This window comes from Cytobacillus sp. ABV4_503 (genome assembly GCF_056158445.1).
This window is the reverse complement of sequence record NZ_JBSWTH010000001.1, coordinates 1,361,783-1,378,929: the sequence shown is the minus strand read 5'-3', so window position 1 is coordinate 1,378,929 and position 17,147 is coordinate 1,361,783. Positions and strand designations below refer to the sequence as shown.

At 39.1% G+C, this 17,147-nt stretch carries 22 protein-coding genes; 8 read left to right on the top strand and 14 right to left on the bottom strand.

Annotation, left to right across the window (positions count from 1 at the left end; translation table 11 throughout):
- Positions 1–40: 40 nt before the first annotated feature.
- Complete coding sequence (locus tag ACXAD1_RS07055) at positions 41–322, bottom strand: Fpa/YlaN family protein (protein WP_206836024.1); 282 nt, start codon at positions 320–322, stop codon at positions 41–43.
- A 272-nt stretch (positions 323–594) separates the two neighbouring features.
- On the opposite strand from ACXAD1_RS07055, the gene ACXAD1_RS07050 reads away from it, so the two are divergent.
- On the top strand, positions 595–1,092 hold the full coding sequence (locus tag ACXAD1_RS07050) for a molybdopterin-binding protein (protein ID WP_370225108.1): 498 nt from the start codon (positions 595–597) through the stop codon (positions 1,090–1,092).
- Between the two features lie 95 nt (positions 1,093–1,187).
- Here the strand turns inward: ACXAD1_RS07050 and ACXAD1_RS07045 are convergent, their stop codons facing one another.
- Positions 1,188–2,519 (bottom strand): PhoH family protein, encoded by a 1,332-nt coding sequence (locus ACXAD1_RS07045; RefSeq protein ID WP_474911289.1) that lies wholly within the window; start codon positions 2,517–2,519, stop codon positions 1,188–1,190.
- 336 nt (positions 2,520–2,855) lie between these two features.
- Between ACXAD1_RS07045 and ACXAD1_RS07040 the strand changes: the two genes are divergently transcribed.
- Entirely contained in the window at positions 2,856–3,461 is a 606-nt protein-coding gene (locus ACXAD1_RS07040; protein WP_474909723.1) for a YhcN/YlaJ family sporulation lipoprotein, read from the top strand.
- A gap of 87 nt (positions 3,462–3,548) precedes the next feature.
- Here ACXAD1_RS07040 and ACXAD1_RS07035 read toward each other — a convergent pair whose 3' ends face one another.
- Positions 3,549–4,004 carry a pyridoxamine 5'-phosphate oxidase family protein gene (locus ACXAD1_RS07035; protein ID WP_474909722.1) on the bottom strand — a complete coding sequence of 152 codons (456 nt, stop codon included), beginning with the start codon at positions 4,002–4,004 and terminating at the stop codon, positions 3,549–3,551.
- A gap of 237 nt (positions 4,005–4,241) precedes the next feature.
- Here ACXAD1_RS07035 and ACXAD1_RS07030 point away from each other — a divergent pair, with 237 nt between their 5' ends.
- On the top strand, positions 4,242–4,442 hold the full coding sequence (locus ACXAD1_RS07030) for a YlaI family protein (RefSeq protein ID WP_206836014.1): 201 nt from the start codon (positions 4,242–4,244) through the stop codon (positions 4,440–4,442).
- A 53-nt stretch (positions 4,443–4,495) separates the two neighbouring features.
- Here ACXAD1_RS07030 and ACXAD1_RS07025 read toward each other — a convergent pair whose 3' ends face one another.
- Genes ACXAD1_RS07025 through typA form a run of 3 tightly spaced genes read right to left on the bottom strand, consistent with a single transcriptional unit; the run spans position 4,496 to position 6,981 of the window.
- Positions 4,496–4,786, bottom strand: coding sequence for a hypothetical protein (locus ACXAD1_RS07025; protein ID WP_206836013.1), 291 nt, complete (start codon positions 4,784–4,786; stop codon positions 4,496–4,498).
- A gap of 15 nt (positions 4,787–4,801) precedes the next feature.
- Positions 4,802–5,116 (bottom strand): YlaH-like family protein, encoded by a 315-nt coding sequence (locus tag ACXAD1_RS07020; protein ID WP_474909721.1) that lies wholly within the window; start codon positions 5,114–5,116, stop codon positions 4,802–4,804.
- Between the two features lie 26 nt (positions 5,117–5,142).
- A complete protein-coding gene (gene typA, locus ACXAD1_RS07015) occupies positions 5,143–6,981 on the bottom strand; it encodes a translational GTPase TypA (protein ID WP_206836011.1) in 1,839 nt (612 codons plus the stop codon).
- 215 nt (positions 6,982–7,196) lie between these two features.
- Between typA and ACXAD1_RS07010 the strand changes: the two genes are divergently transcribed.
- Complete coding sequence (locus ACXAD1_RS07010; RefSeq protein WP_113881805.1) at positions 7,197–7,382, top strand: YlaF family protein; 186 nt, start codon at positions 7,197–7,199, stop codon at positions 7,380–7,382.
- Positions 7,383–7,421: 39 nt separating this feature from the next.
- On the opposite strand, the gene ACXAD1_RS07005 is transcribed toward ACXAD1_RS07010, so the two are convergent.
- The 3 genes from ACXAD1_RS07005 to ACXAD1_RS06995 all read right to left on the bottom strand — a co-directional run bounded on the left by ACXAD1_RS07005 (position 7,422) and on the right by ACXAD1_RS06995 (position 9,099).
- Positions 7,422–7,892 (bottom strand): GNAT family N-acetyltransferase, encoded by a 471-nt coding sequence (locus ACXAD1_RS07005; RefSeq protein WP_206836009.1) that lies wholly within the window; start codon positions 7,890–7,892, stop codon positions 7,422–7,424.
- Positions 7,879–8,679 carry an inositol monophosphatase family protein gene (locus tag ACXAD1_RS07000; protein WP_206836007.1) on the bottom strand — a complete coding sequence of 267 codons (801 nt, stop codon included), beginning with the start codon at positions 8,677–8,679 and terminating at the stop codon, positions 7,879–7,881. Before ACXAD1_RS07000 ends, ACXAD1_RS07005 begins: the two co-directional genes overlap by 14 nt.
- A 225-nt stretch (positions 8,680–8,904) precedes the next feature.
- Positions 8,905–9,099, bottom strand: a complete 195-nt coding sequence (locus ACXAD1_RS06995; protein ID WP_035328635.1) for a hypothetical protein — start codon at positions 9,097–9,099, stop codon at positions 8,905–8,907.
- A 195-nt stretch (positions 9,100–9,294) separates the two neighbouring features.
- On the opposite strand from ACXAD1_RS06995, the gene ACXAD1_RS06990 reads away from it, so the two are divergent.
- Positions 9,295–9,915 carry a YktB family protein gene (locus tag ACXAD1_RS06990; protein WP_206836005.1) on the top strand — a complete coding sequence of 207 codons (621 nt, stop codon included), beginning with the start codon at positions 9,295–9,297 and terminating at the stop codon, positions 9,913–9,915.
- Positions 9,916–9,992: 77 nt separating this feature from the next.
- Here the strand turns inward: ACXAD1_RS06990 and ACXAD1_RS06985 are convergent, their stop codons facing one another.
- Together ACXAD1_RS06985 and ACXAD1_RS06980 are read right to left on the bottom strand one after the other, a co-directional pair.
- Entirely contained in the window at positions 9,993–10,268 is a 276-nt protein-coding gene (locus tag ACXAD1_RS06985) for a UPF0223 family protein (RefSeq protein ID WP_206836003.1), read from the bottom strand.
- A 56-nt stretch (positions 10,269–10,324) separates the two neighbouring features.
- Positions 10,325–11,281, bottom strand: a complete 957-nt coding sequence (locus ACXAD1_RS06980; protein ID WP_206836002.1) for an NAD(P)H-dependent flavin oxidoreductase — start codon at positions 11,279–11,281, stop codon at positions 10,325–10,327.
- Positions 11,282–11,589: 308 nt separating this feature from the next.
- Here ACXAD1_RS06980 and ACXAD1_RS06975 point away from each other — a divergent pair, with 308 nt between their 5' ends.
- A complete protein-coding gene (locus ACXAD1_RS06975) occupies positions 11,590–13,059 on the top strand; it encodes an aminotransferase class I/II-fold pyridoxal phosphate-dependent enzyme (protein ID WP_474909720.1) in 1,470 nt (489 codons plus the stop codon).
- Between the two features lie 42 nt (positions 13,060–13,101).
- Here the strand turns inward: ACXAD1_RS06975 and ACXAD1_RS06970 are convergent, their stop codons facing one another.
- A complete protein-coding gene (locus ACXAD1_RS06970) occupies positions 13,102–13,236 on the bottom strand; it encodes a GapA-binding peptide SR1P (RefSeq protein WP_019381676.1) in 135 nt (44 codons plus the stop codon).
- Between the two features lie 211 nt (positions 13,237–13,447).
- Complete coding sequence (locus ACXAD1_RS06965; protein ID WP_206835998.1) at positions 13,448–13,747, bottom strand: DUF3055 domain-containing protein; 300 nt, start codon at positions 13,745–13,747, stop codon at positions 13,448–13,450.
- 171 nt (positions 13,748–13,918) lie between these two features.
- Between ACXAD1_RS06965 and ACXAD1_RS06960 the strand changes: the two genes are divergently transcribed.
- The gene (locus ACXAD1_RS06960; RefSeq protein ID WP_474909719.1) at positions 13,919–14,356 is read left to right on the top strand and encodes a DUF1885 family protein; all 438 of its coding nucleotides are present in this window, start codon (positions 13,919–13,921) and stop codon (positions 14,354–14,356) included.
- A gap of 40 nt (positions 14,357–14,396) precedes the next feature.
- Here ACXAD1_RS06960 and ACXAD1_RS06955 read toward each other — a convergent pair whose 3' ends face one another.
- On the bottom strand, positions 14,397–15,257 hold the full coding sequence (locus tag ACXAD1_RS06955; protein ID WP_370221794.1) for a polysaccharide deacetylase family protein: 861 nt from the start codon (positions 15,255–15,257) through the stop codon (positions 14,397–14,399).
- Between the two features lie 370 nt (positions 15,258–15,627).
- Between ACXAD1_RS06955 and ACXAD1_RS06950 the strand changes: the two genes are divergently transcribed.
- On the top strand, positions 15,628–17,142 hold the full coding sequence (locus ACXAD1_RS06950; protein ID WP_474909718.1) for a glycine betaine uptake BCCT transporter: 1,515 nt from the start codon (positions 15,628–15,630) through the stop codon (positions 17,140–17,142).
- Positions 17,143–17,147 lie beyond the last annotated feature (5 nt).

Sequence of the window (17,147 nt, the reverse complement as noted above, 5' to 3'; positions counted from 1 at the left end):
AAAAACTCAAACAATCTTTAAAAGATGTTTGAGTTTTTTTTTATTTTTTTACTGAGGCTTCGTGGAGAATGGATAGCTCCCTTTCCAATTCATCTAAAATAGCCTTGCCTTCAGCCTCTTCAATCAATCCAAGACGGACAGCAAAATCTATTTCTCTGGATAAACCAAACATCTGGGTATCAAGAACCTCCTCATATAGAGGACATTGAGGCATAGTAAGGTTATCCATTTGCACCTTAATTAATTTTAATATTTTAGCAGCATCCGCCTTTAATAGAGCATTTGCTTTTTCTTTGTGATCAATAATCATGTCAGAAGCCAACTTTCAATCCCTCCATTTCCGAGCGATTATCCTATCTATAAATTTTATACTTAAGCTTGGAAAAAAGCAAGGATAATAAGGGATTCCGAAGAGAAATGATTCTGATTTTTCAGCAGAACACCGCTAATATGGCATGTCATCAGCCACACTCCAGGATTCGTCCTGTTCATTAATATCGCCTTTACCAATTGAACGACTGACAAGCAGTTTAAAAATCTGTATACTTAAACATACATACTTAAAGCATACATGGAACTGCCAGGAGGTTCAAAATGGAGAATATAATTGCCTTTAAAGGAAACGTTAAATACCAAATCACCTTAGATCCAGGAGTCTGGATATTCGATGATCGGAGAATCGATTTAACAACATACTTTAATCAGGAATATATCAGGAAAAATGAACTTGAGGAATATACCAAAGCAGTCTCAAAGCATTGGGATAGAGAAATCATGGAAGGTGCAGTATTTCCTCCAACACTTAAAACAGAAAAGAAATTTGAAAAAGAAAAGGTTCTTACAGGCACATTCGGCATACCTTTTAAACCATTCCTAAAGAATGCAGAACCGAAGGACAATGCAGAAATCGTTATCATCGAAAGCGAAGATGGGGAGGCCCGTTTAACTCTATCTCAAGCCGAGGAATTAATATTGGGGTTTTCACAGGATGGTAAACCTTTAAAAGAAGATGGACCAGTTCATGTCTATTATGGGGATGGAAGCAATCAAAGCTCCCCCATAAAAAGAGTGAAGGCATTTAGAGTGGAATGACCGGAGAGGGCGATTGTGCATCGCCCTTTTTTATTTAAAGATAATAGACCTCCCCGGCATAAAGACTGCAGATTTCGCAGTCTCTTCCAGGCTGGCTATAATAGGTCAGCCGCAAGCTGGGCAAGGCCTGATCTCTCACCCTTAACAAGCTTGACATGGCCTGAGATAACCTGATCTTTGAACCTTTCCACGACATAGGTGAGACCGTTGTTATAAGCATCCAGGTATGGATGATCAATTTGCTCAGGATCTCCCATCAGGACAATTTTACTTCCTTCACCAACCCTGGTTAAAATGGTTTTTACTTCATGCTTTGTCAGGTTCTGTGCTTCATCTATAATAATAAATTGATCTGGTATGCTTCTGCCCCTAATATATGTCAGAGCTTCAACCTCAATAGAGCCCATACCAGCCAATATCGCATCCAATTCACCTGGCTTTTTGACATTAAACAGGTACTCCAAATTATCAAAAATTGGCTGCATCCATGGCCTTAACTTCTCCTCTTTTTCTCCGGGAAGGAATCCCAAATCTTTTCCTACCGGCACAATGGGGCGAGCCACCAGCAATTTTTTGTACTGCCCATAATCTTCTGTCTGCATTAAGCCGGATGCCAGCGCCAGAAGAGTTTTCCCAGTCCCCGCCTTCCCGATAAGCGTAACAAGCGGCAGATCATTTCTCAGCAATAGCTCAAGAGCCATTGTCTGCTGGACGTTTCTGGGCTTAATCCCCCAAATATGATCATGGTCAAAAATGAGCTTTTTCACTTTCTTCCCACTTTTGTCCACAATACCAAGTGCAGACGAAGATGAACCCAGCGCATCTTTCATCACCAGAAACTGATTCGGGTAGAAAGGATGGTTTGCTATTTCTGATAGCGGCAGTTCACTTTTTTCATAAAAGCGGTTCATAATATCGAGACTGATATAGAGTTCCAGAAATCCAGGATATAAATGATCATTTTCAACCACACGGTCACTTAAGAAGTCTTCTGAAATTAGCCCGATAGCATCCGCTTTAACTCTGACAAGGGCATCTTTGCTTACAAGAATAACCGTTCGTCCATTTTCTTTTGTCTCTTCCTCAAGTGATAAGTTTTTTGCAACTGCCAAAATCCGATTATCATTTGTTTTTTCAACAAAAATCTCTTGAAGTTCATGAAATGATCTATGATTTAACTCAATTCGCAGGCTTCCGCCATTTTCAAGAGGTATTTTCTCATGCAGCTTACCCGTCTCCCTCATGCTGTCAATCAGCCGGGATACTTGCCTTGCGTTCCTCCCAATTTCATCCATATACCTTTTCTTAGAATCAACTTCTTCTAGAACTACAGCCGGGATGACTACTTCATTTTCTTCAAATGAAAATATGGAATTAGGATCCTGCAACAAGACATTGGTATCTAATACGTAAATTTTACTCAATATGATGCCTCCTGCTCCTCTTGTGTCTTTATAAAGCAAATTACAAAAGCGGGGTCCCCTGCATGCGGATTTGCAGCTTCATGAAAGAATCACCTTCAATCTTGATGGAATATTCTCCTGTTGTTTTATATTATTCATTCTTTTAAAGATGTTGATTAATCAGGAATAAAGCTTTCTTATGAAGTGGACAAATCTATCTTGGTAAAAATATATGTAATGCCGAATAAAGATAGAAGAAATTTTGCACAATAACATTAAAGAATCATTATTCCTGAACCTGAAAATTCAAGTGTCCACTTTCAATTTCAGGGAAATTTTGATCGCCCGGAGGTGTTAAATATGAATAAATGGCTGCTGATATGCATGACAGGATTGCTATTATCAGGGTGCGGTATGAACGGCAATCAGGCGCTGGACAATCAGGAACAGCAAAATGCCAACACCATAAATGTTAAAAATAGTACAATACAGGAAGTTGACAGGGAAACTGGACAGCAAGTTTCCAGGCATCTTGTCAATTTGGCTACCAGAGTTCCTAATGTAAATGATGCGACTGCTGTTGTCCTTGGACGTTTTGCTATAGTCGGAGTAGATGTGAACAAAAACCTCGACCGTTCTGAGGTTGGAACAATTAAATATTCAGTTGCCGAAAGCCTCAAAAATGATCCTCATGGTGCAAGAGCAATTGTAGTGGCTGATCCGGATATTAACGCAAGGCTGCGGGAAATAGCTGAAGACATTCAAAACGGCGAACCCTTGCAAGGAATCATGAATGAACTGGCAGATATCGCTGGCCGGCTTATGCCTGAAGTTCCTGCCGATTTAGTTGATCCAAAAAAGAAAAATGAGAAAAACGCAACTGAAGATCCAAAGAAAAAACTCGACAATAATCAGGAAAAACAGCTCGAACAAAAACAGGAAAAACACTCGAATTATCATAAATAAAAGGGCTGCAGGCACCTATACCATTTTAACTAAGTGGCATAGGTGCCTGCCCCTTTTTAGCCAAAAAAAACTTAGTTCCCGAGGGAACTAAGCTTTTTTCATCGCTTCCATAACCTGTTTGTCCAAACGGGCTGCTGCGTCTTTATCATATGTTTTGTCATATTGCGGTTCCACAGTGATTTTAGATCCGTAAAACATGACATCACGGACTTCTTTCACAGTGATTTCCATAAGTGCAAGCTTAAGAGGTACTCCGTCCATCTTTTCTGCCTTAACCGAAGCTTCACCAGCGATGGAGTATGTAGATTCATTCGCAATAATATTCAGCACAACCATGTTATTGTTATTTATGTTTTGAACAATCCTGGAACGGTTATCGACAGCAAAATACAATGTTTCCTCATTTTTTGCCAAAACCCATGAAATCGCATTAACGTTTGGTCCGCCGGTTTCAAAATCAATAGTGGCAAGAGTAACAAAACGTTCCTTTTGCAGTTCGTCATATAATGGTTTAATTAATTTGGGTTCTACCTGATTTGCCATTCTATTCCCTCCTTTAATAATTTAATCATAGTATGATAACGCTTTTCTTTCAACCAATAACATCCTTTACCTCAAGTCTGTTAGAGCCTTGGCTCTTTCTATACTAATATGAACTAACACAATAAACCCGATACGGCCTGACCCAAAAAAATTGTAATTTGCCGCAAAGCATTCGAATCAATCCTTAACTTATACTATAATGGTATTAACAACAGCTAAAACAATATGAGGTGTCCTATGCGAGTAAAATGTGTACTTTGTGATAAAATCGAATCAATTGAAAACGAGTCCTTACAGGCTAAACGGCTTCGAAACCGCCCTATTCACACATATATGTGCAAACCATGCGAAACAAGAATTACCGAAAATACTCAGAAAAGAGCAGATACCGGAAACTTTAAGCTCTATCGAAGCCAAGTCCAGGAGGAAGAATGGTAAATCAGGCGAAGCATAAAAAAGCCGTCCCTAACATCATTTAGGGACGGCTTTTCTTATTTCTCTGGATAATTCACATACTTTTCAGGTTCATTTTGAATCTGATCAAGCATCACTTCTATTAACTCACGTGGAAAACGGCTCTTCTTCCGTTCTGTATCCTTAGTATAATGCACAAAGTACATTACTTCATCTTTTTCAACTTCGATATCAGAAATCTTATGCTCTTGTGCAAGAATGTCAAAAAACATTCTTTCTGTGTCTGCTGCTGCTGTATCATCCGGACGTTCATCACAGACAATTTTTATCGTTAACCAGTTATACAGTGAATCCTGCAAAGATTTCATCTCAGTCTCTCCCGGTTATTCCGCCTTTGCCTGTTCCTTCTTTTCCTGGTGAAGGCGGAATTTATAGATAATCAAAATTAACGCAGCAACCACAAGGCCTTCTGCTACAGGAAGGAATACCCCAAGAAATGTCAGCACGGTACATCCTAAAATCAAGAAGGTATATATAACAGCTGATTTTATTATAGGAAGTTTCTTGGCAAACCCCAATTTAAAAACCAGTATGGACAGTAGAACAATTGTTATATATAGAAGCCACATTCCAGTTGTGGGATTCTCATGGACTTTGAACAAAGCAGCGAAAAAAGACAGGCGCTGTGAAACATCCATATCCTTCTCTCCTCCCCTTCTTAGCCTTAGTTAGTTTCAGCGTATTTCTTCTTTTTGGCCATTCTTTCACGTTCATTTTTATCAAGAATTTTTTTGCGCAGTCTGATTGACTCAGGTGTTACTTCAAGCAGCTCATCATCATTCAAATATTCAAGAGCTTCTTCAAGAGTCAAAATACGCGGCTTTTTAATTACATTCGTTTGATCCTTATTAGCAGAACGGATGTTGGTTGCATGCTTCACTTTAGTAATATTGACAGTAAGGTCATTTTCGCGAGTATGCTCTCCAACAATCATTCCTTCATAGATTTCAGTACCTGGTTCAACGAAAATGGTACCTCTATCCTCTACTTGCATAATACCATATGTGGATGACTTTCCGCTTTCCATGGAAACAAGCACACCCTTGCTTCTGCCTCCGATTTGTCCTTTAATTTCAGGCTGGTAGCTGTCAAATGTGTGATTGATAATACCATATCCGCGAGTAAGCGTCATAAATTCTGTGGAGTAGCCAATTAGTCCGCGGGCTGGGACGTTGAATGTTAGTCGCACTTGGCCATTTCCGTTATTGACCATATCAAGCATTTCACCTTTACGTGTACCCATTGATTCAATGATTGAGCCGGTATTATCCTCTGGCACATCAATTTGAACACGTTCTACCGGTTCGCAGCGAACACCATCAATTTCTCTAATAATTACTTCAGGCTTGGAAACCTGCAATTCAAAACCTTCACGGCGCATATTTTCAATGAGGATTGATAAATGAAGTTCTCCACGTCCAGATACAACCCAAGCGTCAGGTGAATCTGTATTTTCGACACGAAGACTCACATCTGTCTCGAGCTGGGCACGCAATCTTTCTTCAACTTTTCTGGCCGTAATATACTTGCCTTCTCTTCCTGCAAATGGGCTGTTATTTACAACGAAAGTCATTTGCAATGTTGGCTCATCTATTCTTAGAACAGGCAGTGCTTCCTGATGTTCGACAGGACAGATTGTTTCCCCGACGTTGATGTCTTCCATTCCGGAAACAGCGATCAAATCTCCTGGAAACGCTTCTTGAATTTCCTCGCGTTTAAGACCGAAGAAGCCAAAGATTTTTGTAACCCGGAATTGCTTAACTGAACCATCAAGCTTCATTAAGGCAACCTGCTGGCCAACCTTGATTGTTCCCCGGAATACACGGCCAATTCCGATTCTTCCAACATAATCATTGTAATCTAAAAGTGCAACCTGGAATTGTAGCGGCTCTTCACGATTATCAATAGGTGCTGGTATATGGTCTATAATTGCTTCATAAACAGAATGCATATCATCATCCTGTTTATCAGGAGTTGTACTTGCAGTCCCAGCAATAGCAGAAGCATAAATAACCGGAAATTCAAGCTGGTCCTCGTCTGCACCAAGTTCGATAAATAAATCGATAACCTCATCAACAACTTCTGTTGGGCGTGCAGATTCTTTATCAATTTTATTTACTACTACGATTGGTGTTAATTTTTGCTCCAAAGCCTTTTTGAGTACGAAACGTGTTTGAGGCATACAGCCTTCATATGCATCAACTACCAATAAAACACCATCAACCATTTTCATGATACGTTCCACTTCACCGCCGAAATCTGCGTGTCCAGGCGTATCCAGAATGTTAATTCTGGTATCTTTATATTTAACTGCAGTGTTTTTAGCTAAGATCGTAATACCGCGTTCTCTTTCCAGATCGTTTGAATCCATTGCGCGCTCTTCCACGTGCTCATTTGAACGGAAAGTCCCGGACTGTTTTAAAAGCTCGTCAACCAATGTTGTTTTACCATGGTCAACGTGGGCTATAATTGCAATATTTCGAATATCTTCTCTTAATTTCAAAAGATTTCCTCCTATTTATAAAAACTGAATCATTTTTTCAACATTTTTCACAACTGATACATTATATCACAATTACTATAGAAACCTAAAAGCTTTTTGTGTAAAATAATGTTGAAAAGGAATTATTTCTGATGTATGCTGTTCATTTTTATTCTCTTTACATATTTTTCGCCAGTATTTACTTAAAATAATCCGCTTGGGAGTGTAAAAAATTTATGAACAAAATCAAGTGGCCTTTATTAGCCTTTGCGATTGGGGCAGCTCTATGCATGATGGGCATAGGCGTTGCTGTAGCTGAAAGAAGCATAATAGGGATGATCATTGCCATCATTGCTTTAATTTTTGTAATGGGATACGGTTTTAAAACAAAGAAGAAAATGAGAGAAGACGGTTTATTATAGAAACGGCAATAAAAGCTGCAGCTCTGAGCTGCAGCTTTATCAAATTAATGGACAGACCATTATTAAGAAGTCTTTGCCATCGGGAGAAGCCTCCATTTTGAATTGCTCAAAGCCGGCATCACTTAAAAAATATATCCAATCATGCCGGTTCTCAGGAACACCTGAAAAGAAAGACTTTTCTCCTTTTTGCTTTAATTCTTCGGCTAACAGCTCAATAATCTTAGTACCGATTCCTTTCCTGCGAATACTGTTCTTAACCAGGATGGTACCTAGCCAGGGTTTCCGGTTAGAAGGAGATGAATTTAAGTGGAATGTGACGGCTATCCGTTCTCCATCGAGCCTCCAAATTCTCCACTCCCCGTTTAATTCCTGATACCTCGCCATATAATCCCTCAGATTATGCCCGCTTTTTTCTTCTTCTTCCCAGGCAGCACTATCCTTAATGACCTCTAAAAAAAATGGCAAGTCTTCATCTGTGAACCTGCTGCTTGATATATTACCAATTGCCATTTTTTAAGTATTCTTTCATGATTTCCTGATGAAGCCCAGGCTTAGAGACAAAAACAGAATTGTTTTCAAGATAATTCAGAGGATCACCTTTAACGGTTGTTGCAATTCCTCCCAATTCCTCAATCATGATCACACCAGCGGCGAAATCCCATGGAGCCAGACGCATTGTTATGTATGCATCAACCCTACCGGATGCAATATATGCCATTTCAATTGCTGCTGAACCATAGGATCGCGTTCCTCTTGCATTTCTTACGAGGGGAGCCAGGAGTGATGGATCAATTCTTCTATTTTCCGTAACCCAGGTAGCATTCAATCCGATTATTGCCTTTGATACATCCGTTTCCTTTAATGGCGGAAGTTCCAAATCATTCAGGAAAACACCCTGCCCCTTCATGCAATGATATAACTCATCATGGACTACATCGTAAATTAAACCAACTTTTCCCTTTCCGTTTTCATAAATGCCTATTGATATAGCAAAGTTTCTTTGCTGATGGACAAAATTCATTGTTCCGTCAATTGGATCAATAATCCACACAATTCCTTCCATATCGCTTAGTTTATTACCGAAACCCTCTTCACCCAGGATTCGATGGCCAGGATATTTTTCATTAATTTTTTTTATGAAGAATTGTTCTGTTTCCTGATCTATATCTGTCACTAAATCGTTTGCATTTGACTTGGTGGTGATGGTCAAAGTTTTGCTGAAAGAATTTTTAATATTTTCGCCGGCCTCTCTAATCAAGGCTTTGGCATATGTATGAATTTCACTCCAATTTGTCATAGGTCCGCCCTCCGCTTGGTATATCCTTAAAATATAACTAGCTTAAATGAATTAGCTGGGTTCTTCAAGTTATATACTCTCCTATGATGCGGGTTATCATTTGCAGGTAAAAACAATTGCCAAAATAATAAACGAACTCCTCATGAAATCAGGGAGTCCGTTTCTAATTATTTTTTCTTTTCATTTGCATTTTTTCTGCCTTTTCTCCTTTAGTCACAATTAATCTTAAAGTGCTTTTAATCTAAGAAGTTCCTGCCTGATTTTTTCAAGCTTTAGCTTAGATTGTTTCTGGAGATCTTCATTTTTTTCTGACATGGCATCAAACAAAGTAGCTAACTCATAATCCATTTCCAGCCTTAAGACCGCTGTTCTTTCCCTATCACCATTTTTTTTCTTCACTGTATTCATAAGTTGTTTCATTAGACAGTACACCCCTTCCAATAGTGATTAATTTTCTGATTATTTTTACTATTATCATATGAAGGACAATTCTCAGTTGCAACTAATTTGTGCGATAACCTAAAACTTTATTTAGCCGCTTCTTCAGAGCTTAAAATTTTTGGATTGTTCGAGGTTATGCTACAATATTTGACAAAGCATATAGGAGGTTAGCTTATGTCTTTTTCTGGTTTTACAAACGATGATTTCGATGTCTTCAAAATAGATGGACTTGATGAAAGAATGGACAGGTTAAAATCTGTTATTAGGCCTAAGTTGGAAGACTTGGGACGCCATTTTGCACCTTCTCTCTCAAACATGTCCGGAGATGAAATATTCCCTCATGTTGCTAAGCATGCCAGAAGAACAAAGAATCCGCCAAATGATACGTGGGTTGCATTTGCAGGCAATGCGCGGGGATACAAAATGGTTCCTCATTTCCAGATAGGTTTATGGGAAACGCATGTATTCATCTGGTTTGCCATCATATATGAAGCACCGAATAAAGCTGCTGCAGGCAAATCTTTTGAAAACAGCCTGGATATATTTTATAAAGAAATACCCAAGGATTATGTCTGGTCAGGCGATCACACAAAACCAGATGCTGTTCCTCATAATCAAATTTCCAAAGAAGAATTAAAATCCATGTTTCAGCGCCTGCAAAATGTTAAAAAAGCTGAAATTCTTTGCGGCTATCATATTTCTCGAGAAGATGCCGTTCAGATGTCATCTGATCAGTTTATTCAAAAAGCTGAATCTGTATTTAGAAATTTATTACCCCTATACAAAATGGCATAAACATGTTTCGCATATCGTGGAATAGGCAGCTAAAAAAACAAAACCTTCAAATTGAAGGTTTTGTTTTTTTACTAAGTCTATTTCTGCATTCTTACTTTATCCCCTGCTGAACGTTCTTTGGCCAATTTAACGGTCCTATAGGAGGAATAACCGCTTTGTTCTTCAAATTCATCACAAATGTTTTTCTCGTGGGCTTTTCCCGGAACGATTTCCTTAAAGCGTCTATATGCATTCATGAATTGTTCCCGCTCAATTCCTTTTTCGTATGCCATTTCAATGCTTTCAAAGTATTTAATAACGTCAACTATTTCTTCGGTTGACCAATCCTGGTCAATCGGGTACTGATATTCCATTTCACTTCACCTCATTTATGATAGTCATGATGTATTTTCACATTATTTTATCAATATTAAACCCATTTTCCCCTGATTGATTCTCCTTCTGCAACGATCCGCTGGAATAGTTCTTCAACTGAGGGGATATCCTTAATTAATCCCATAACTTGTCCAGCCCATGCAAATCCTTCATGGCCGTTCCCTTCATATATATATTTTTTATTAGCATTCCCGCTAATGTAGTCTTTTAATTGCTCATAGCCGCCGTTTTGTTTTTCGATTTCGAGTATTTTTTCCGTCCATGAGTTAGCTATTACCCTTGCAGGTGCACCTATAGTTCTTTTTATTACTACTGTGTCATTTTCTGTTCCTTCGACTAAACGATTTTTATATAATTCAGAAGCATGGACGCATTCCTTTGTCGCAACAAATCTTGTCCCCATCTCAATACCCTCTGCTCCAAGACTTAAAGCTGCCATCAGGCCCCTGCCGTCTCCAATTCCTCCTGAGGCAATAACAGGAATGGATACAGCATCAGCCACCTGAGGAACTAGAACGAAGGTTCCAATATCATCCCTGCCTAAATGTCCTCCGCCTTCCTGTCCAACGACCATCACAGCATCTGCCCCAAGTTCCTCTGCCTTTACTGCCTGCCGTTTTGCCGCCACAAGTACAAGTTTCTTAACATTTACACCCTTTAACTGATCAAAAATAGGCGCAGGATTCCCCCCTGTCATAGAAATAACAGGAACTTCTTCTTCAATTGCAATATCCAGGTAATGAGAAAATGGCCTTCCATGCTGCCCAATAGCAAAATTAACCCCAAATGGTTTATCTGTCAATTTCTTAACCTTTTGGATCTCGTCTCTTAATTTTTCCGGGCTGCTGAGAGACATTGCAGTAATCTGCCCTAATCCTCCTGCATTTGAAACAGCTGCTGCCAAGTCTGAATAAGCAAGATGGGCAAGGCCACCCTGTATAATTGGATATTTAATTTTTAATAATTCTGTCACACGTGTGTTCCACTTCATTTATAAACCCTCCATTTCTTCCTGACTTTTTATTTCTATTTATAAGGTTAAAATTCCTGTTAACTTCTAAAACTAATGGCAAATCGAAATGTGGTGGCGGCTGTCCAGGGACGACAAGCATATGACGAACCCTTCAATCGGGATTGGGCAAACCTTTCGTCTCCAGGAGCGGTAACCAGACAGGCTTTATCAGGATGAATATGCAATAAAACTTTCTATGCAAAGGGATTGAATAATGCTATAATGCAAATGTTTTATAACAGCATGAGCATATTGAAATATTAATTTTAAAGAGGTGTGGGAATAAGTTGTCTCAATACAAAACACCGCTGTTCAGCGGTTTGCTTGCACACGCAAAAAAGGATCCGGTACAGTTTCATATACCCGGCCACAAAAAAGGTGCCGGGATTGATCCGGAATTCAGGGAATATATAGGTGATAATGCACTCGCCATTGACCTGATCAACATTGGTCCACTCGATGATCTTCATCACCCAAAAGGCATTATAAAAGAAGCACAGGATCTTGCAGCAGAGGCTTTTGGGGCGGATAAAACATTCTTCTCTGTACAAGGAACGAGCGGAGCCATCATGACCATGGTTATGGCTGTCTGCGGGCCAGGGGATAAAATCATTGTTCCGAGGAATGTTCATAAATCCGTCATGTCTGCAATTGTTTTTTCAGGGGCAACCCCTATTTTTATACATCCTGAAATTGATGAAAACCTGGGTATATCTCACGGCATTACAACTGAGTCAGTCTCGAAAGCACTGGAACTTCATCCGGACGCCAAAGGGGTATTAGTGATTAATCCTACTTATTTCGGTGTATCTGCAGATCTTAGGAAAATTGTTGAAATAGCCCATTCATACAATGTGCCTGTACTTGTGGATGAAGCACATGGTGTGCATATTCACTTCCATGACGAACTTCCATTATCAGCCATGCAGGCCGGCGCTGACTTAGCAGCAACGTCAGTCCACAAACTAGGCGGATCGATGACACAAAGTTCAATATTAAATATGAAAGGGAATCTTGTTTCGGCCAAAAGGGTACAATCCATTTTAAGCATGCTGACAACAACTTCCACTTCTTATTTATTGCTTGCCTCCTTGGATGTTGCCAGAAAACGTCTTGCGACTGAAGGAAAGGACCTTATTCAAAAGACTATTGATTTGGCCCAGTCCATTCGCCGCCGCATCAATGATATTGACCGGCTATATTGTGTCGGTGAAGAAATACTGGAAACAAAAGCGGCGCATGACTACGATCCGACCAAATTGATTATTTCTGTCAAAGAACTTGGCATGAATGGTTTCGATGTGGAAAATTGGCTCCGGGAACATCATAATATTGAAGTAGAAATGTCTGATTTATATAATATTCTTTGCATCGTTACCCCCGGTGACACTGAAAGAGAAGCTGATATTTTAGTTTCTGCTCTTGCCGAACTCGCTACTGAGCGCAAAGGAAATACTGAAAAGCTTGAAACTCAAGTGCTGCTGCCTGATATTCCCGTTTTATCACTTACACCCCGTGACGCATTTTATGCTGATACAGAACTGGTTCCATTTGACGAGTCAGAAGGAAGAATTATCGCCGAATTCATTATGGTTTATCCACCCGGAATACCTATATTTATTCCAGGAGAAATCATTACTAAGGAAAACCTGCGTTATATAAAAACGAATATGGAAGCGGGACTTCCAGTTCAAGGGCCTGAAGATTACGACTTTAAATATCTTCGTGTTATTGAAGAGCACCGGGCCATCAGATAATGCAAAAGAGCCTTCCACTTTTAGGAAAGGCTCTTTTTATGATTAACGATTATTTTTTGTATTCTCTGTTTTTTCTCCGTCACAGCAATTGCATTTTTTTGAATATAGTACAGTTACTTTTTCATCCTCAAAATGATCAATAGTTGAATTGCAAGCCTGGCATACGATTGTACCCATCTTTTCATTCTCCTTTTCATTGAGTTTTAATTTTAGTTGAAAGCGCTTTATCTATATATCAATAATAATATAACACTATTAATTTATCAAGCCTAATTGTATAACATAATTATTGTTTTTTATTGGTATTTACGTTAACGTCATTTATAAACCTTTATTATTAGTATGACATAATAAAAAAAACAGACCAATTTGGCCTGTTTTTTTTTGCTTAATCGTATTGTTCTTCAAAACGCGCACCGGGGATTGCTTCTGAGAAAAACTCGCTTAAATCAGCCGCCTGTTCATATAAATCAAGCTTGAATGCCTTTTGCAAGTATTCGATGTCTTCGAGATCTTTAGGGTCGAGGAGAGTTGAGCGGCCAGTCTGCATACAAATAACCAGAGGCTTGGAAAAGAAGAGGTTTGTATAGACAATTCCAAAATCATAACGGGTTGACTCTGTCGTAAAGCCAACAAAACGGACATTCACGTTTTCATGCTCATCATAGAGCTTCTCAAATAAATCCATAAAATTCCTCCTTTTTAAATAAATATTTAGAATATTATTATAATTTAATATAGGCGATTTGACAAGTAATTTAATTTTGCCTTACTATTTTAAGTTGTCATAAGATTTTATCTAATGCTAGAATGAAAGAGGACGTTCGTTACCATAATTATGGGGATAATGGGGGGATAGATGTTGGCGGCTAATTCTTTTATCAAGCTGGTTCCTTCATCAGCTAAGGAAAATATTTCAACAGAAGAGCTTAAAGAACTTTTCTTATATTATAAGGATATTACAGGCAAAACAGGCAATCAGATAAATTGGGACTATAATGATGCAGCCTTTCCTTATGAAATTAAAGAGAAGCCTGATGCAAAAGGAACCTGGTTTTACCTTTATTCTGACCATGACCGATATAACGCCATATTGCTAGGCGTTGATAAAGAAAAAGTTATTGAGGAAGACGGTTCTGAACGGGAGCAGGCGTACATACAGGTTACATTGCCGGAAGGTGCAACATTTGGAGATAAAGGTAAAGCAAATGAATTTTGCAAATTTCTCGCTAAAAAGCTGCAAGGTGAATTGCATCTCTTCAATGGAAGAATCATGTACTATTATAAAAGAAAATAATTGATTCCAATAAAAACGTTGAGAACAGCAGCTGCTGTTCTCATTCTATTTCCTGGCTGATTTGAGCGGGATCAACTGGGGTAAATCCTTTATTCTGCAGACCTTTCACAATATCCTCTAGAGCTTCTTTTGTCCATTGCCTATCATGCATCAATAAGTTTGCACCATTCACTAAAAAGGGTGAATTAATCATTATATCTGCCAAAGCTTCTTTTGACTGATATTCCTTTTCCCAGTCATATCCGTATGTCCAATTCATGAGGAGCATGTTTTCATCCTTGGCGACTTTTCTGCTGTAGTCAGAAATGGATCCGAATGGTGCCCGGAAGAACTTTGGCCTCTCTCCAATAATCTCTTCTACTCGGTCATTAAGACCAACAATTTCTTTATACTGCTGTGCCTCTGATAAGGTTTTCAGGTTGGGGTGGCTGTATGTGTGATTACCGATAGCAAACCCAAGTTCGTGTATTTCCTTCAAAACTTTTGCTTCTTCCGGAGTATCAATGAAGTGCCCATTAACAAAAAATATAGCCGGTGCAGCTAGTTTTTTTAAGATCCTGGCCATCTCCAATGCATTTTTATCCGGCGCATCGTCAATGGTCAGTAATACAACTTTTGAATTTGCCTGATTCATTGGTTCTATTGTCCAATTACTTGCATTTATCCTATATTGCGGTTCTAATAAGGATACTGCTTCTTCTTCCGGCTCTTCTTCGGCATCTTCTTTATTCTTCTCCGATTTCGATTCATGAAATTTGGAATGGTCATCCGAATTATTTTCTTCTTGCTTATACTCTTCTTTTTCCAATTCTGATGGCTGACTTTCAACCGCAGTATGATCCGTACACGATGCCAGAATCATTAGAAAGAAAACACCTATGACAAGTCCTGTTATTCTCATATTGACCTCCTGCAGTGCATATTCCTTTAAACTCACACCAATAAGTGTTAGTATGTAAAATGGCCTTTTTAAAAGAGTTGTTCCCCTTTTTGACACCTTACCATTACCTACTGATTTTACCCGAAACAGGTCCGTTTTGAACATTCAAAAGTAAAATTCAGAATTCAGTTTTTGATCTTTACATCCTTTCGATTTTACATTGGCGATCTTTTTCGGGAAGCTGCTCTCCCCTGCTGAGCTTCAAAATGCTTTAAAAAATCAAGCTATACTGTCAGAAATGCGGAATACTTATTTTCCTGCATTTTAAGGATTGGGAGTTTTACAGAATTATTTTATTTAGGTTCATTTTATTAAGAATTGGAGGGATTGGATGAAGAAACTGACACCCGTTTTTACGGTTTCAGTCATATTCACAGCAATATTTATTTTATGGGGACTTGTCCCAAAGACCATACTGCCAAAAGGCAATCTTGATTCTGTTACATCAACTGTTCAAGGATTCATATTGGAGAAGTTCGGCTGGTTTTACCTATTATCAGCTTCTATCTTTTTGATTTTTTCAATCCTATTAGCATTCAGCAAATACGGGAATATTCGTCTGGGCAAGGATGCAGATAGGCCAGAATATAGCTATTTATCCTGGTTTGCCATGCTTTTTAGTGCCGGGATGGGAATAGGCCTGGTTTTTTGGGGAGTATCAGAACCAATGTATCACTTTTATGCACCTCCATTTCTGGAAGGACAGACACCAGAAGCAGCTAGGGCAGCCATGAGGTACTCCTTTTTCCATTGGGGTCTTCATCCATGGGCTATTTATACTGTCATTGGGCTTGCACTCGCGTATTTCCAGTTCAGAAAAGGTGCACCGGGAGTTATCAGCTCCATTTTGAGGCCAATTTTAGGGAGCAAAGTGGATGGGCCGCTGGGCGTAATAATTAATTTTATTGCCGTCTTTGCTACTGTTTTTGGAGTTGCAACATCATTAGGTCTGGGTGCTATTCAGATTTCCGGAGGACTATCTGGAATATTCGGCAGTATCGGTAATAATTTCACCACTCAATTAATTATTATTATCGTTGTAACCGTCTTGTTTATGCTTTCAGCACAGACTGGATTAAACAAAGGAATAAAATATTTAAGTAATTTAAATATTATCTTAGCAATTTCTTTATTATTATTTCTGCTGTTTGTAGGTCCGTCTAACTTTATAATGGACCTGTTCACAACGACGATTGGCTCTTATCTTCAAAACCTTCCATCCATGAGCTTCAGGCTCAGCCCCTTTGATCAGGAGCTGACATGGTTTCAGGATTGGACCATTTTTTATTGGGCATGGTGGATTGCCTGGGCGCCATTTGTTGGTACGTTCATAGCCAGAATATCCCGTGGAAGGACAATAAGAGAATTCGTTATTGGTGTACTTGCTGTTCCCACCCTATTTGGGGCACTTTGGTTCTCTGTTTTTGGAGGAACAGGTATATACCTTGAATTCTTCGAGGCTAAGCCTATTATGGAAACAATTGAGCAGCAGGGAATGGAAGTAGCACTGTTTACTGTGTTTGATAACTTCCCTTTCAGCACTGTTCTCAGCTCATTGGCTATCTTCTTAATCAGCACATTCTTTATTACTTCTGCAGACTCAGCTACTTTTGTTCTGGGAATGCAGACGACGAACGGAAGCCTGAACCCTCCGGGTAAAGTAAAATTTGTCTGGGGCATTATTCAATCAGCATCTGCAGCCATCCTTTTATGGACAGGAGGTCTCGAAGCACTCCAAAGGGCTTCCATTATAGCTGCACTTCCATTTACCATCATTATGCTTCTAATTGTGGTTTCGCTGGCTAAATCGTTTAAAGAAGAAGTCATCCCGAAAAAAAACAGCTGATAAAG